Below are 15,479 nucleotides of genomic sequence, written 5' to 3' on the forward strand. Positions count from 1 at the left end.
GCGCGAGGATCACGGTCTCCGACTCAGGCGTACCGAACCCACCGTCTAAGCTTGCTGAGTGTCTCCGGCCGATCGTGCGAACAGTCGACGCCGCCAGCCTCGGCGCCGCGGTTCGGCCCCCAACGCTGCGCCGAAGCCGCGCATGCGCACCGTGCGGGAAACTTCCGCCGGTGGCCTGGTCGTCGACGGGCTCGACGGTCCGGGCGAAAAGCGCAGTGCCGCACTGATCGGGCGCACCGATCGTCGTGGTCGTTTGCTGTGGTCGCTACCCAAAGGCCATATCGAAGAGGGCGAAACGCCCGAGCAAACCGCGATTCGTGAGGTGGCCGAGGAGACCGGAATCAATGGTGTCGTGGTCGCCGAACTGGGCAGTATCGATTACTGGTTCGTGACCGAGGGCCGCCGGGTACACAAGACCGTGCATCATTATCTCCTGCGGTCGGTCGGCGGTGAGCTGTCCGACGCCGATGTGGAAGTCACCCAGGTCGCCTGGGTTCCGTTGAGCGAGCTGCATTCCCGGCTCGCGTACGCGGACGAACGGCGACTGGCCGAGGTGGCGAACAAGCTGATCGACCGGATGGAGACCGGCAAGCGATGACGCAAGGACTCTGCCGGATCATCGTGGCGGTCCTGACCCTGATCGGTTCGATGCTCGCGGTGCCGGTGCTGGCCGGTGCGCAGCCCACCGGGTCGAACAATGCGTCCACCCCGAAATTCCTGAAGCTGTCGCTGGATTCGGTGTCGCCGTCGACGGTGACGACCACCAGCGAGCCGCGCCTGACGGTGTCGGGCACGGTCACCAATATCGGCGACCGGGTGGTCGACGACATCAGTGTCCGGATCCAGCGCGCCGCCGCGGTGACCACACCCAGTGACCTGCGGTACGCGTTGCGCTTGGACCAGATCAACTACGAGGTGACCGGCCCGTTCGAGGACGTGGCCGAGCGGCTCAGTCCGGGGCAGCGCAAACAGTTCACGCTGAGTATCGACCTGCGGGGGAGTGGCGAAGCCTCGCTCGGGTTGACGCAGGCCGGTATCTATCCGTTGTTGCTGAATGTCAACGGGGAACCGGCCTACGGCAGTCAGGCGCGTCTGGATGACGCCCGGTTCCTGCTGCCGGTGCTCGGTTTACCGCCCACTCCCGAGGAGCCCGCCGCACCGGCCCCGCCGGATGTCCCGGTGGCGACCACCCTGATCTGGCCCCTGGCCGACCGTCCGCGCATGGTGGCGGGCGTCCCCGGCACCGTGGACGGCAAAGCCGAACTGACCGACGACGAACTGGCCGCTTCGCTCGCGAAGGGCGGGCGGCTGGAGCAGTTGCTGGCCGCGCTGGAAACCGCGATCGGCAACAGCGGCCGCAACAACCCGGCTTCCGCGATCTGTGTCGCCGTCGATCCCGATCTGCTGCTCACCGCGCAGGCCATGACCAAGGGCTACCGGGTGCTGGCCAGCCCCTCGGATCCGGACGGCCAGACCCGCGCGGGCGCCGGCGCCGAGGCGGCGCAGGCCTGGCTGGACCGGTTGCGCACGGTCGCCGCCTCGACCTGCACGGTGGCGCTGCCGTTCGCGCAGGTCGACGTGTCCGCGCTGGCGGCGGTGAACGACCCGGACCTGTCCGCGCGCGCGTTGAACGCGCCCGCCGATATCGTCGACACCCTCCTCACCACCAAGTCCGTGCGCGGCGTCAGCCTGCCCGATTCCGGCAGCATCGATTCCGGTGCGGGAATGCTGTTGCGCAGCCACGGTTTCGAGACCGCGGTGCTCGCCGATACGGCGGCGGTCCCGGTCGGCACGGCGGGCGCCAGCGATCTTCCGCAGACCGCCGCCACCACCTCCCGGACGGCGCTGCCGGAGCCCGCCGCACCCGACATGGTCCGAATACCCGGGATCACCGCGCCCCAGGACGACCCCGCCCCGGCCGAATCCGCCACGCCCGCAACGCCGTCGAGTACACCGACCGCCACCTCGGCGGCTCCCACCACGACCACGACACCCACCCCGTCGACGCCGGCGGCCCCGCCCGCCGACCCCGCGCTGCACGTCGCGCCCTTCGACATCTGGTCGGCGACAGCACTGGCCGCGGTCGGCTCCAACCCGCCGACCCCGTCCTACACCCCGAGCCGGGTCCGCTACGACGTCACCAACGATTCCCGCACGGCCCGCCTGCAGGACGCGCTCGGCGCGATCACCTGGACCGCGCTCAATCCCCTGGCGGGCCGCCCGCGTTCGCAGCTGCTCATGCCCCCGCAGCAGTGGGGCGCCAACAAGGACGAGGCGTCGGCGCTGCTCAAGCAGCTGGACCTGCTGATGCGCAACAACCTCGCGACCCCGCGCCCGTTCACCGAATTGCTCGCCGAACCGCCCGACCCGCAGCCCTACGAGCTGGACTATCTGGGCCAGGCCGCACGCGACGCGGTGCCGAGCCGGTTCGTGCCCCCGGCGCGGGACCAGAATGCCCGGATCACCGACCTGCTGAACGCGTTGGTCGAGGTTCCCGAATCCCAGCCGACGCCACGGGATTTCCTCACCCCCTTGCGCGACGACCTGATCCGGGTGCTGACCCTCTCGGATCGCCGCACCGGAAACTCCGCCCAGCCGGACACTTTCGCGCAGCGCCGCCAGGATCAGACCACCCGCGAGCTGGACAGTCTCTACAACTCGGTGACGGTGCTGCCGCCGGGCGGCGTCTACACCCTGGCCTCCGAACAGAGCCCGTTGCTGCTGGTAGCGCGCAACAATCTGCCGGTCTCGATCCGCATCCGATTCCGGATCGAGGCACCGGCCGAGACGAATATCACCGATATCGGCGAACAGCAGTTGCCGCCCAACGGAACCCGCTCGTTCCAGGTCCCGACCGAGATCGACGACAGCCGTAACCTGGTCGTTCCCATTTCCATTACCACACCCGACGGCGTCCCCCTGGGTCATCCGACCTCGGTCTCCGTGCGCTCGAACGCCTACGGTCAGGCGTTGGCGATAATTACCGCATGTGCTGGATTGCTGTTGTTCCTGCTTGCCGGGCGCCGGTTGTGGCACCGGTTCCGGGGAGAGCCCGATCCGGCCGACGAAGGGTTCGATCCGGGCACCCGGCGCCGCGTCAACCGCTACCTGCGGGCACGGAAACGGGTACTGCGTGACGAGAGTTGAGCCGACCCTTCCACAGGTGTGCACAATGGGGGAGAGCTCGATGGGTGTCGGTGTTTTGGTGACAAATGGCGAAACGCCGAAAGCTCGAGCAAGCCGGATGCACAGGTCCGGCTCGGTACAGGAGGCATGATGAGCGACGATGATTTGTCCGCTCATCCCCCTCGACCGGAGGAAAGACCTGACGGGCCGCCCGCCCGCCGGGCCCCTGCGGCACCGTGGGAACGGCGACTACAGCAGTCCGAGCCGCAAGAAGAGCCGGGCATGACGCACCGCGATCCGTATGGTGTGCCGCCGCGTCGGCCGCAGGTCAGCCGCCCCGTTCCGCCGCCGCAAGGCAGACCGGTGCCCCCGCCGCCCGGCCGCCCCGGCCCCGATCCACGTCAACCGGCGCCGCGTCCGCATCCAGGGCAGCAGTCCTACCCGCCGCCGCCCGCCCCGCGCGATCGGCAGCAGCCTCCGCCCGGCCGGCCCAGACCACCGATGCCGCCCGGCCGGCCCGACCCACGTCAGCAGCCCCAGCCTGGTCATCCGCATCCGGATCAGCCCACCAGGCGGCTCGCCGCACCCCCGAACTACCCACCGCCGCAACCGAACCCGGCGCCCGCGCATCCGGCCCACCAGCAGCGCCGGCCGGAACGCCCGGACCCGGTGCGGCGCCCGCGCACCCAGGAGTGGCCGGTCGCCACCAAGGAACCGGAAGCGGAACCCAAGGAAAGCGCCGGCGGACGGCTGCTCCGCAACTCCGGTTCGATGGCGGTCGCGACACTGATCAGCCGCATCACCGGCTTCGGCAAGGTACTGATGCTGGCGGCCGTGCTCGGCCCGGAGATCGCCTCCGCGTTCACCTCCGCGAGCCTGATCCCGAACATGATCGCCGAGCTGGTACTCGGCGCGGTGCTCGGCGCGATCGTGGTTCCGACGCTGGTGCGCGCCGAACAGGAAGATCCCGACCGCGGCGCGGCCTTCACCAGACGACTCATCACCGCCGCGTTCGCGGTCCTGCTGACCGCCACGGTGCTGACCACCGCGCTCGCCCCGATCCTCGCGACCCATGTCTTCGTGGCCTCCGACGGCAAGGTCAACACCGCACTCACCACCGCGCTGACCTTCTTGTTGCTGCCCGCGATCCTCTTCTACGGCATGTCCGCGCTGCTCACGGCGATCCTGAACACCAGGGAGAACTTCAAGCCCGGCGCCTGGGCGCCGGTGCTGAACAACGTGGTGGTGCTCGCCGTGCTCGCGCTCTACGCGCTGACACCCGGTGAGATCACGCTGAACCCGGTGCGGATGAGCGATCCGAAACTGCTGGTGCTCGGTGTCGGCGTCACCCTCGGTGTGGTCGTCCAGGCACTGAGCCTGCTGCCCGCGATTCGCCGCGAGGGCATCGATCTGCGCCCGCTGTGGGGCCTGGACGATCGGCTCCGGCAGTTCGGCACGATGGGCGCGGCGATCATCCTGTACGTGGCGATCAGCCAGGTCGGCATGATCTTCGCCAACCATGTGTCCTCCGAGGCGGACGCCGCCGGCCCGGCCATTTACTCCTATACCTGGCTGCTGCTCCAATTGCCGTACGGCGTCCTGGTTGTCACGCTGCTGACCGCGATCATGCCGCGGCTGAGCCGCAACGCCGCCGCCGACGACACCCCCGCGGTGGTCGACGATCTGTCGGTCGCCACCCGCTTGAGCATGATCGCGCTGCTGCCGGTGGTCACCTTCTTCACCCTGGCGGGCCCGCAGATCGGTGAGGCGCTGTTCGGGTACGCGCGCTTCTCCGGCGACGCCCAACGGCTCGGCACGGCGCTGGCCTGGTCGGCGTTCACGCTGATCCCGTACTCGCTGGTGCTGATTCACCTGCGCGTGTTCTACGCCCGGCATCAGGCCTGGACCCCGACCTGGATCATCCTCGGCATCACCGGCGTGAAGATCGTGCTCTCCGCGCTGGCGCCGATGATCGCGCGCACCCCCGATCAGGTCGTGATCGTGCTCGGCGCGGTGAACGGCATCAGCTTCGCGGTCGGCGCCGGCATCGGCGGTTACCTGCTGCATCGCAGTCTCGGCGATCTGCGCATGGCCAATGTCGGGCGCACCATCACCCGCGTGGTGCTGGCCTCGATCGCGGGCGGTGCGGTGATGCTCATCGTCGACACCGTGCTCGGGCTGGACCGGCTCTCGAACTCCTTCGGCGGACCCGGCTCGCTGATCCGGGTGGCGATCGACGGCATCGTGCTGCTCGCCGTGGCGTTCGGTTTGATGCGACTCGCCGGTGTTCCTGAAATCGTTGCAATTACGGTCGCGGTGTCGCGGCGGCTGGGTATCACGCCCCCCGCGCCCGATCTGGATCTCGACACCCCGGTCGAGGACGAGTACGCCACGCAGGTGTTCCGCAGGCCGGACCCGTACGGTTACTCCGGATTCGACCCGTACATGGACGCACAAACCATGGTGCTGCCCGTCATCCGAGACGTGGCTGTTGACCGCACCAGCAGGGGCGAGTTCCCGTACCCTGTTCGGCAGAGAAGCACAAGTGGCGAATTCGCCGGCACCTCGATAAATCAGGGCGAAGGAGGACCGAGGGTGAGCGACGACGCGGCGGTGGGCGGCGTCCCGTCCGCCCCTGAAACAGCGGCGGCCACAGCCGGCGGTTTGGAGACCGACATCGAACACCCCACTCCGGATCCCGCGCCCGGGCGGCGCGACAACGACGGCCCCGCGCCTCGCGATCCGATGTATGACACCGGGATGATCCCGATCCCGCCGTTGCAGGCGCCGCCCCCGGGCGTCGATCCGGGTGCCCGCCGGGGCCCGCGCGGTCCCAAGCTGATGGCGGGCGCCTCGGTGGCCGGTGGCCGCTACCGGCTGCTCGCCCCGCACGGTGGCGCCCGCGGCCTGAAGTTCTGGCAGGCCCTCGACATCAAACTCGACCGCGAGGTCGCGCTGACCTTCGTCGACGCCGATCAGAAGTCCGGCGAGAACTCCGGACACGATGGCCCGCAGGCGATCCTGTCGCGCACACTGCGCCTGGGCCGGATCAGTTCGCCCGGTCTGGCCCGCGTCCTCGACGTGGTGCGCGGCAGCTCCGGCGGCATCGTGGTCGCCGAGTGGACGCCCGGTCGTTCGCTGCGGGAGATGGCCGAAACCGTGCCGTCCCCGATCGGTGCGGCCCGCGCCATCCGGGCGCTCGCCTCGGCCGCCGAACTGGCGCACCGCGGCGGCGGCTCGCTGTCCATCGATAACCCGGATCGCGTCCGGATCAGCGCGACCGGTGACGCCGTGCTCGCCTTCCCGGGCACCCTGTCCGATTCCGACGCACAGTCCGACGTGCGCGGCCTCGGCGCCATGCTCTACGCGCTGATCACCGCGCGCTGGCCGATCCGCGCCGGCGGCATGACCGGTGCCGCGGCCACCGTCGGCGGTCTGCGCCTGGCCGATTTCGGCCCGGACGGCACCCCCGTGGAGCCGCGCCAGATCCGGCCCGAGGTGCCCTTCGAGATCTCCGCGGTCGCCGTGCGCTCGCTGGAATCGAACAAGGGTGTGCGCACCGCCGCCACCGTCCAGCACGTGCTGGAGCAGGCGTCGGTCGTCGATCAGAAGACCGATTTCATCCCGGTGCTGAGATTGGGTCAGCGCCAGAACGCGCAGGCCGCGGCCGTCGTCGACGAATCGCTGGCCGACCCGGAACTGCTCGCGCAGGAACGGGAACGCTCGCAGCGGATGATGTGGATCATGGTCGGCCTGGGCATCCTGGCCGCGCTGGTGGTCGGCATCATCATCTGGTGGATGGTCAGCCTGTTCGCGCCGACCGCCTCCGATCAGCCGCTCAACGAGCAGCGCAATATCGGCCTGACCACCGAGTCGACGGCGGCGCCGACACAGGCCTCCGGTAGCCCGGCGGCGCCGAGTGCCGCCGCGCCCGCCGGTGTGCCGGTGCCGGTGGCCAAGGTCGAGGTGTTCTCCCCGGAGGGCACCCCCGACAACGCGGGGACCGTGAGCGCGGTGCTGGACCACAATCCCGGCACCGTCTGGAAGACGGATCAGTACTTCCAGCAGTTCCCCGCCCTGAAGAAGGGCATCGGGCTCCTAGCCACGCTCCCGAGCCCGGCGAAGCTGACCAACGTGTCGATCACTTCGCCGAGCCCGGGCACGTCGGTGGAGATAAGAACCTCGCCCACCGATTCGCCGACGCTGGATCAGACCCAGCTGATCGGCTCGGCACGACTAGGGGAGGGCGTCACCGAGATCTCGGTGCGCGCCGACCAACCCGCCCGCTATGTGCTCGTCTGGGTCACCGGCCTCGGCAATTCCGGTGGTCAGTTCCAAACCGCGATCGCCGACCTCCGCTTCGACGCCGCCCGGTAGATATCGAAGCTCCGCACGTGTCCAATCCGTGCCACCCTCGCACGCACGTGTCCAATCCGTGCGGCTCCCAAGTACCCGACGTGGCCGGTCACCCGGTTATGATCGCTACGCGCTCTCTGTGGGGAGCTTTTTCCCGGGAGCGTCTCGATCCTGGATGCCGCGGGAAATAGATGGTGACGGCCGGCCTGGCTGTCGCTTGCGAGCGCCGTCGGAGGGGTTTGGCTTTGTCCGAATTGAACGGGGGTTCCCGCGGGGGCCCTTCAGGTCCGGTCGCCTTCCGCGCCCGGCCGTTCGCACCGGACGAGTTCTCCGATATCGAGCTGCTGCGGGCGCATGCGCGCGGGCAGCGTCACGCCTTCTCCGAATTGGTGCGCCGGCACAACGACCACCTGTGGCAGACCGCCGTGCGCACCTCCTACACCCGCGAGGACGCCGCCGACTCGCTCCAGGACGCGCTGCTGGCGGCGCATCGCACCGCCGCGTCGTTCCGCGGGGAGTCCGAGGTACGCAGCTGGCTGCACCGCATCGTGGTCAATGCCTGCCTGGACCGCATCCGGCGCAACAAGGCCCGCCGCGCGCTCTCGCTGAGTCCGGAGAACGTGCCCGAACCCCTCGACGACCGGGACGCCTTCGCCGAGATGGAGATGTCGATGGTGGTCGAACGCGCCCTGTTCGCGCTGCCGCCGGACCAGCGCACCGCCCTGGTCGCGGTGGAGATGGAGGGGTATAGCGTGGCCGACGCGGCCGCGCTGCTGGGCGTACCGGAGGGCACGATCAAGAGTCGCTGTGCCCGAGGTCGGCAACGTTTGCAAGAACGTCTGGAATTTCTGCGAGATCCACGGAACCGGAAGTAGCCGGGATGCGTCATTAATAGTGACGAACAACCCAGCGATGTACTACACGGCAGCAATACGAGACCACTGGAGGTGCGATGGCGACACGGTCCGATCCGCAGCCTCCGTTCTCGCCGGAGCTGCTCGCCGACCTGCACGCGGACAATCTGACGCCCGAAGTCAGCGCCGAGCTGTGGCCCGTCGTCCGCAAGGATCCGGAGGCCCGCAGCTACCTGAACTCGCTCGACGAGGTGAACGCCGCCCTGCGCGCCCTGGCCGGTAGCGACCGCGCCCCCGAACCGATGCCCGCCGACGTGGCGGCCCGGCTGGAGTCCTTCGCCGAGGAGCTCGAGTCCGCCGAGGAACCGGCAGCGCCGGCGGAACGCCCCGATGCGCCGATCTCGCTGGCCGAGCGCCGAGGCCGGCGTTTGCGCTGGCTCGCGGCGGCCGCCGCGGGCGTCGTACTGCTCACCGGGGCGGGTTTCGCGATCCAGCTCTTCCGTGACGCCGCGACCACCCCCGGCACTCCGACTGCCCAGCCGCCGACCTCCGCGCCCGTCGACGACGATGTGTTCCCCGCCTCCGTCGCCCTGGCCGCCCTGGGCCGCTTCGAGGTGACCGGCGCCCTCGCCGACCGCCCCACCCTCTCCGCTTGCGTCGCCGCGGCCGGCCTGGGCGATCGAAAGCTGCTGGGCTCCACCGACATGCGATTCAAGGGCGCCGAGGCGGTCCTGATCCTGCTGAGCGGCCCGGACGGGCGCAAGATCACCGCCTTGGTCGTCGGGACCAACTGCACACCGGGCGATCCGCAGGTGAAGAACGTCACCGACATCGGTTAGGGCCGCGGGACGGGTAAATTCCCCCGGGAACAACGGACATTAGGCTGTTGTTGACCGAACCGTCCCACGTTTTCTTCTCGGAAGGGCCCCATGACAACGCCAGTTCGCGACCTGATCATCGTCGGCTCCGGACCGGCCGGATACACGGCCGCCGTGTACGCGGCCCGCGCCGAACTCCAGCCGCTGCTCTTCGAGGGCACCCAGTTCGGTGGCGCCCTGATGACCACCACCGAGGTGGAGAACTTCCCCGGCTTCCGCGAGGGCATCATGGGCCCGGACCTGATGGACGAAATGCGGGAGCAGGCCAAGCGTTTCGGCGCCGACGTCCGCACCGAGGACGTCGACGCGATCGACCTGGCCGGCCCGATCAAGACCGTCACCGTCGGCGACGAGACCTACCAGGCCTACGCGATCATCCTCGCCATGGGTTCGGCGGCCCGCTACCTCGGCGTGCCGGGGGAGCAGGACCTGCTGGGCCGCGGCGTCAGCGCCTGCGCCACCTGCGACGGCTTCTTCTTCCGTGGCCAGGACATCGTGGTGGTCGGCGGCGGCGACTCGGCGATGGAGGAAGCGACCTTCCTCACCAAGTTCGCCAACAAGGTCACCATCGTGCACCGCCGCGAGGAGTTCCGCGCCTCGCGGATCATGCTGGAGCGCGCCAAGGCCAACGAGAAGATCGAGTTCCGGCTCAACGCCGAGGTCCTCCAGGTGCACGGCACCGACAAGGTGACCTCGCTGACCCTGCGCGACACCAAGACCGGCGAAACCTCCGAGCTGGATGCGACCGGCCTGTTCGTGGCGATCGGCCACGACCCGCGCAGCGAGCTGGTCAAGGGCCAGGTGGAGCTGGACGCCGAGGGCTACGTGCAGGTGCAGCACCCCGGCACCGCCACCACGGTGCCCGGCGTGTTCGCCGCGGGCGACCTGGTCGACCACACCTACCGCCAGGCCATCACCGCGGCCGGCACCGGCTGCCGTGCCGCGATCGACGCCGAGCGCTGGCTGGCCGAGCAGGGTGACATCACCAGCAACACGCTCGATCACGCGGGCAAGCCCGTCGCGGCGAACTAGACCTCCCCATTTCCCGATTCAAGGAGATATCCATGTCCGCAAACACGGTCACCGTCACCGACAAGGACTTCGCCGATACGGTGCTGCTCAGCGAGAAGCCCGTGCTGGTCGACTTCTGGGCCACCTGGTGCGGCCCCTGCAAGATGGTCGCGCCGGTGCTGGAGGAGATCGCGGGCACACACTCCGACAAGCTGACCATCGCCAAGGTGGACGTGGACGCCAACCCGGAGACCGCCAAGGAGTACAAGATCCTGTCGATCCCGACCATGGTGCTCTTCGAGAAGGGCAAGCCGGTCAAGCAGATCGTCGGTGCCAAGGGCAAGGCGGCGCTGCTGCGCGAGCTCGAAGGCATCATCTGACCCGGGAAATCCCCTAACGAACCCCGTAGTCCGACTGCGGGGTTCGATCAGGTAATCTCCCCGTTTAATCCCCCAGAGCCCGGTGCTGTAATTCGCGGTGTCATTAGGACATCGCGGCCCCACGACGCGCCGTAGGATGCCCTGGACCCCGTGAATTGCCGAATTCCGGGCCAGGTCTGAGACAATCGACGCGAGCACAGCTCCGGTCGTGCGCAGGGTGTTAGACCCTCGCATGAGTGGGTACCCGGGTTGACGGAAGGAAAGGGCTCTCACGCATGCACCGACTTCGTCACGGCGATACCGGTCCAGCCGTCGCAGAGGTTCGGAGCACCCTGGCAAGTCTCGGATTTCTACACGGGCACATCGCAGGCACCGGTTCCGCGGACCCACGCGAATACTGGAAAGACACCGAAGCGGTGTTCGACAACCAGGTCGATTCCGGCGTCCGCGCGTTCCAGCAACATCGTGGCCTGCTGGTCGACGGCGTCGTGGGCCCCGCGACCTATCGCGCGCTCAAGGAAGCCTCCTACCGGCTGGGCTCCCGGACTCTCATCTATCAGCTGGCCGCACCGCTGTACGGCGACGATGTCGCAACCCTGCAACGTCGCCTGCAGGACCTCGGCTTCTATGTGCATCGCGTCGACGGCTACTTCGGCAAGGAAACACACGACGGGCTGACCGCGTTCCAGCGCGAGATCGGGTTGTCCGCCGACGGCATCTGCGGCCCGGAAACGCTCCGCTCGCTGGAACTGCTCGGCGCCCGCGTCACCGGCGGCAACCCGCACCGGATCACCGAGGAAGAAGTCGTGCACCGGGCCGGCCCGCAGCTGACCGGTAAGCGGATCGTCATCGATCCGGGTCTCGGTGGTCCCGACAAGGGTCACCCCGTGGCCACCGAATACGGCGACGTGTACGAATCGGAGATCCTCTGGGATCTCGCGAGCCGCTTGGAAGGCCGGATGGCCGCCACCGGCATGGAGACATTCCTGTCCCGGCCGTGGGGCGCCAACCCCACCGATGCCGAGCGCGCGGAAACCTCGAACGGCTTCGACGCCGATCTGATGATCTCACTGCGCTGCGCGACCAACCCGAGCCCGGCCGCCAACGGCGTGGCGGGCTTCCACTTCGGCAACTCGCACGGCTCGGTGTCGATGATCGGCCAGGTGCTGGCCGATTTCATCCAGCGCGAGGTGGTGGCCCGAACCTCGTTGCAGGACTGCCGGACCCACTCCCGCACCTGGGATCTGCTGCGGCTCACCAAGATGCCGACGGTGCAGATCGACATCGGTTATCTGACAAACGATTACGACGCGTCGGTACTCACCAATCCGCGCATGCGTGATGTCATCGCCGAGGCCATCCTGATCTCGGTGAAGCGGCTGTATCTGCTCGGCCAGGACGACCAGCCCACCGGCACATACACTTTCGCCGAGCTGCTCGCCGAAGAACTGGCGGCCGCCGACCGGGCCTGAGCGCCCTCGGCCCCGACAACTGACGAAAGAGCCCCTGCCGGATGATCCGGACAGGGGCTCTTCGCTGTCGGTACTAGGCGGCGCCGATGCGGAACGGCACGGTGAGCTCCGCGGCCGCCAGCAGCTGATCGAGCGCGCGTTCCACGTCTTCCTTCCAGCCGTGATCGGAGTTCAACTCCAACCGCAGGCGCGGGAACTTGTGATGCGCCGCGACCACCTCGAACCCGGCGTCCTCCAGGAAGTCGGCGTCGATCATGCAGGTCTCCGGCGAGCAGTCGGCGGCCGGGTTCTCCCGCACTGGGGCGCCGATCCGCTCCATCAGCATCATCGAACCGACCGAACGATCGGACATGGCCTGGGTGGCCGGGCCGTTGCGGATACCGAACACTTCCAGTGCCCGCACACCACGACGCACCAGATCGGCCACCACCGCCTGCAGCAGCCGGTGCGGTACATCGGAGTCGGAATAGCGGAATTCGGTCCGCAGCGTGGTCAATAGGACCGCGTCCGGGCTCACGGGGGAGGTGGGGAACAAGGCGGCGCGCGGAACGTCGCTCGGCGGCGAATACAACGCACATCCCGCGACCTTGCCGTCGACCGCGGCGACCTGACCGCACGAGCCCCACTCCAGCAGGACCGTGGACAGCCAGGCTTCCTTTTCGAAGACCGGGTCGCTGAATGCGCGGGAATCCGCGGCGACGGCGGGATCCATCTCCCAGAAAACGCAGCGCCTGGCGTGTGCCGGGAGCTTATCGAGTTCTCCGAGGGAAAGTGCTGTGACGCTGGTCGACACCGCTCTGCTCAGCCTCCAGCTGTCCGATTCATCCATGCGTTCGCGCACGCCGCTTTGTTGCCATTGCTCGCCCGCAAGAATAAGCGATCAAAGGGAACCCGCCTCACTCCACTCGCCGCTAGTGACTGCTTGCAGGTCACTCGAAAGGGTCTGTGCTGTTGTCAGTGCGCCCGTTCGGACCGGCAGAACCGAGCGCTGAAATGCGCCGTCACAGTGACGTTTCGGCGTCAAGTGCGGGGTTGCCGGGTTTCCGGGGCGATTTTCGTCACTAGCCGAGCTGTTCGGCCTGCATCATTCCGACGATGCGCTCGAGATCCTCGACGGAACCGAACTCGACGACAATCTTGCCTTTGCGCTTACCTAGGCTCACCGTCACCCGAGTGTCGAAGGATTCCGACAACCGCTCGGCGACATCCTGCAGACCCGGCATATGGATCGGCTTGCGGCGCGGAACCGGGGGAGTGGCAGCGTTCTCCGGATCGCGATTCGCGAGCGTCACCGCCTCTTCGGTGGCGCGCACCGATAGGCCCTCGGCGACGATCCGCGCGGCGAGCACTTCCTGCGCGTCGGCGCCGGCCTCGAGCCCGAGCAGAGCACGCGCGTGCCCGGCGGACAACACACCCGCGGCAACCCGGCGCTGCACCGGGATCGGCAGCTTCAGCAACCGGATCATGTTCGTGACCACCGGCCGGGAACGGCCGATGCGCGACGCCAACTCCTCATGGGTGACGTCGAATTCCTCGAGCAGCTGCTGATAGGCCGCCGCCTCTTCCAGCGGATTCAGCTGCACCCGGTGGATGTTCTCCAGCAGGGCGTCGCGCAGCATCGCCTCATCGGCGGTCTCGCGGACGATGGCCGGAATGCTCTCCAGCCCCGCCTCCTGGCAGGCCCGCCAGCGCCGCTCGCCCATGACGAGCTGGAAGCGATCGACGCCCGGTTCCACCCGGCGCACCACGATCGGCTGCATGAGGCCGAACTCTTTGATGGAGTGCACCAGCTCCGCGAGCGCCTCCTCCTCGAAGACGTGGCGCGGCTGCTTCGGGTTCGGCTCGATCTGCGCCGGCGGGATCTCGCGGTAGGTCGCGCCCGCCAGGTTCAGATCGGCGTCGTCGTCGGTGGGATCGGGGACCCGATGTAGGTAGGCCGAGGCAGGCTGCGGGCCGATGGGATCGACACCGATCACCACGTTGGCCGCGGCGCTGCCCATTCCCGGCGCGATGCCATGGGTAGCACCCATGGCCGCCGGATTGGCCGCCGGCCCCGTCGGGATCAATGCGGCCAGGCCGCGCCCCAGCCCACCCTTCTTCGCCTGACTCATCGGCTTACCGATCCCTTCTCGTCGCCAGCAGACCGAGCATTCTCACGCCGCGCCGCCAGTAGCGGCCTTCGTCATCGCCCGCTGCGCCATTTCCCGACCCGCGTCGAGGTAGCTCATCGCACCCCGGGAGCCTGGATCATAATCGAGCACCGTCATGCCGTATCCCGGTGCCTCCGAGACCTTTACGCTGCGGGGGATCACCGAGCGCAGTACCGCGTCGCCGAAGTGGGCGCGGACCTCGTCGGCGACCTGGTCGGCCAGCTTGGTGCGGCCGTCGTACATCGTGAGGATCACGGTGGACACGTGCAGGTGCGGATTCAGATGCGCCTGCACCAGACCGATATTGCGGAGCAGCTGCCCGACACCCTCCAGCGCGTAGTACTCGCACTGGATCGGAATCAGCACCTCCTTCGCCGCGACGAGCGCGTTGACGGTGAGCAAACCGAGCGAAGGCGGGCAGTCGATCATCACGTAATCGATGTCGTAGCCGGCGATGTTCGCCTGCTCGATCGCTGCCTTGAGTCGGCCTTCGCGGGCCACCATGGAGACCAGTTCGATCTCGGCGCCGGCCAGATCGATGGTGGCGGGGATGCACAGCAGCCGCTCGTTGTGCGGACTCTGCTGGATCGCCTCTTTCACCGAGACCTCACCGATGAGGAGCTCGTAGCTGGAGGGCACACCCGAATGATGCTCGATACCGAGGGCGGTGCTGGCGTTGCCCTGCGGATCGAGATCGATCACGAGAACGGTCATCCCCTGATGCGCCAGGGCCGCGGCGAGATTCACCGTCGTTGTCGTCTTACCGACGCCGCCCTTCTGATTGGCGATGGTGATGATGCGTTGCTCGTGCGGTTTCGGCACAGTCACCTTTCCTGGATGCAATATCTGGCTGGCGCGCTGGGCTTCGGCCGCGATCGGGGTCTCGCTAGGGGAGATGTGCCCGAACGGTGTGCTCCCGAAGGCTTCCTGGTCGAGGTTGCTGGAGTCCAGCATCCCCGGCACGCGCGACGTCGTTTCCCGTGAAACATTCTTCGCCGGACCGCTCGACATAACAGCTCCTAACCGAGAACTTCAGATCACGCACCATCGGCCGAACGCCGATGCATGTGACTTCAAAACAGCTGAGTCGGATTGAACATCGAGCGGAGTCATCCCGCGTACCAATATTCCTTCGCGGCAACAACGCTCACGCCCGACGTGACATAGCTTGCCAGCACTGAGCGGGATTAGAAAGCTGAATCGCGGTGCGGCGCAGAGGACAAGCGAATTGACCGGTACCGCCCTTGCCGAA

At 68.0% G+C, this 15,479-nt stretch carries 11 protein-coding genes; 8 read left to right on the forward strand and 3 right to left on the reverse strand.

Translation table 11 applies throughout. The features are described from left to right. Positions 1-58: 58 nt before the first annotated feature. The 8 genes from IBX22_RS17445 (at position 59) to IBX22_RS17480 (ending at position 12,077) form a co-directional block, all read left to right on the forward strand. Positions 59-598: an NUDIX hydrolase gene (locus IBX22_RS17445; RefSeq protein WP_194816608.1), complete on the forward strand. Its 540-nt coding sequence runs from the start codon at positions 59-61 to the stop codon at positions 596-598. Then, complete coding sequence (locus tag IBX22_RS17450; protein ID WP_194816609.1) at positions 595-3,147, forward strand: DUF6049 family protein; 2,553 nt, start codon at positions 595-597, stop codon at positions 3,145-3,147. The genes IBX22_RS17445 and IBX22_RS17450 overlap by 4 nt, the downstream gene beginning before the upstream one ends. A 129-nt stretch (positions 3,148-3,276) precedes the next feature. Then, a complete protein-coding gene (locus IBX22_RS17455; protein ID WP_228538852.1) occupies positions 3,277-7,503 on the forward strand; it encodes a murein biosynthesis integral membrane protein MurJ in 4,227 nt (1,408 codons plus the stop codon). A 224-nt stretch (positions 7,504-7,727) separates the two neighbouring features. Further along, positions 7,728-8,357 carry an RNA polymerase sigma factor SigM gene (sigM, locus tag IBX22_RS17460; protein ID WP_375540247.1) on the forward strand — a complete coding sequence of 210 codons (630 nt, stop codon included), beginning with the start codon at positions 7,728-7,730 and terminating at the stop codon, positions 8,355-8,357. A gap of 77 nt (positions 8,358-8,434) precedes the next feature. After that, positions 8,435-9,175, forward strand: a complete 741-nt coding sequence (locus IBX22_RS17465; RefSeq protein ID WP_194816611.1) for a hypothetical protein — start codon at positions 8,435-8,437, stop codon at positions 9,173-9,175. A 90-nt stretch (positions 9,176-9,265) separates the two neighbouring features. Further along, on the forward strand, positions 9,266-10,246 hold the full coding sequence (gene trxB / locus IBX22_RS17470; protein ID WP_194816612.1) for a thioredoxin-disulfide reductase: 981 nt from the start codon (positions 9,266-9,268) through the stop codon (positions 10,244-10,246). A gap of 32 nt (positions 10,247-10,278) precedes the next feature. Further along, positions 10,279-10,605, forward strand: coding sequence for a thioredoxin (gene trxA / locus IBX22_RS17475; RefSeq protein ID WP_194816613.1), 327 nt, complete (start codon positions 10,279-10,281; stop codon positions 10,603-10,605). Between the two features lie 275 nt (positions 10,606-10,880). Next, on the forward strand, positions 10,881-12,077 hold the full coding sequence (locus IBX22_RS17480; RefSeq protein WP_194816614.1) for an N-acetylmuramoyl-L-alanine amidase: 1,197 nt from the start codon (positions 10,881-10,883) through the stop codon (positions 12,075-12,077). Between the two features lie 73 nt (positions 12,078-12,150). Here IBX22_RS17480 and IBX22_RS17485 read toward each other — a convergent pair whose 3' ends face one another. From IBX22_RS17485 to IBX22_RS17495, 3 genes are all read right to left on the reverse strand, one after another. After that, on the reverse strand, positions 12,151-12,870 hold the full coding sequence (locus tag IBX22_RS17485) for a GNAT family N-acetyltransferase (protein ID WP_194816615.1): 720 nt from the start codon (positions 12,868-12,870) through the stop codon (positions 12,151-12,153). 268 nt (positions 12,871-13,138) lie between these two features. Beyond that, the gene (locus tag IBX22_RS17490) at positions 13,139-14,188 is read right to left on the reverse strand and encodes a ParB/RepB/Spo0J family partition protein (RefSeq protein WP_194816616.1); all 1,050 of its coding nucleotides are present in this window, start codon (positions 14,186-14,188) and stop codon (positions 13,139-13,141) included. Between the two features lie 42 nt (positions 14,189-14,230). After that, entirely contained in the window at positions 14,231-15,181 is a 951-nt protein-coding gene (locus IBX22_RS17495) for a ParA family protein (RefSeq protein ID WP_228539102.1), read from the reverse strand. Between the last annotated feature and the right edge of the window lie 298 nt (positions 15,182-15,479).

Source organism: Nocardia sp. XZ_19_385 (assembly GCF_015355755.1).
GTDB lineage: Bacteria > Actinomycetota > Actinomycetes > Mycobacteriales > Mycobacteriaceae > Nocardia.

Bases quoted from the DNA above. Each gene is read 5' to 3' on its own strand.
- IBX22_RS17465 (WP_194816611.1), top strand. From the start codon at position 8,435: ATGGCGACACGGTCCGATCCGCAGCCTCCGTTCTCGCCGGAGCTGCTC.
- IBX22_RS17490 (WP_194816616.1), bottom strand. From the start codon at position 14,188: ATGAGTCAGGCGAAGAAGGGTGGGCTGGGGCGCGGCCTGGCCGCATTG.
- IBX22_RS17480 (WP_194816614.1), top strand. From the start codon at position 10,881: ATGCACCGACTTCGTCACGGCGATACCGGTCCAGCCGTCGCAGAGGTT.
- IBX22_RS17495 (WP_228539102.1), bottom strand. From the start codon at position 15,181: ATGCTGGACTCCAGCAACCTCGACCAGGAAGCCTTCGGGAGCACACCG.
- trxB (WP_194816612.1), top strand. From the start codon at position 9,266: ATGACAACGCCAGTTCGCGACCTGATCATCGTCGGCTCCGGACCGGCC.
- IBX22_RS17455 (WP_228538852.1), top strand. From the start codon at position 3,277: ATGAGCGACGATGATTTGTCCGCTCATCCCCCTCGACCGGAGGAAAGA.
- trxA (WP_194816613.1), top strand. From the start codon at position 10,279: ATGTCCGCAAACACGGTCACCGTCACCGACAAGGACTTCGCCGATACG.
- IBX22_RS17450 (WP_194816609.1), top strand. From the start codon at position 595: ATGACGCAAGGACTCTGCCGGATCATCGTGGCGGTCCTGACCCTGATC.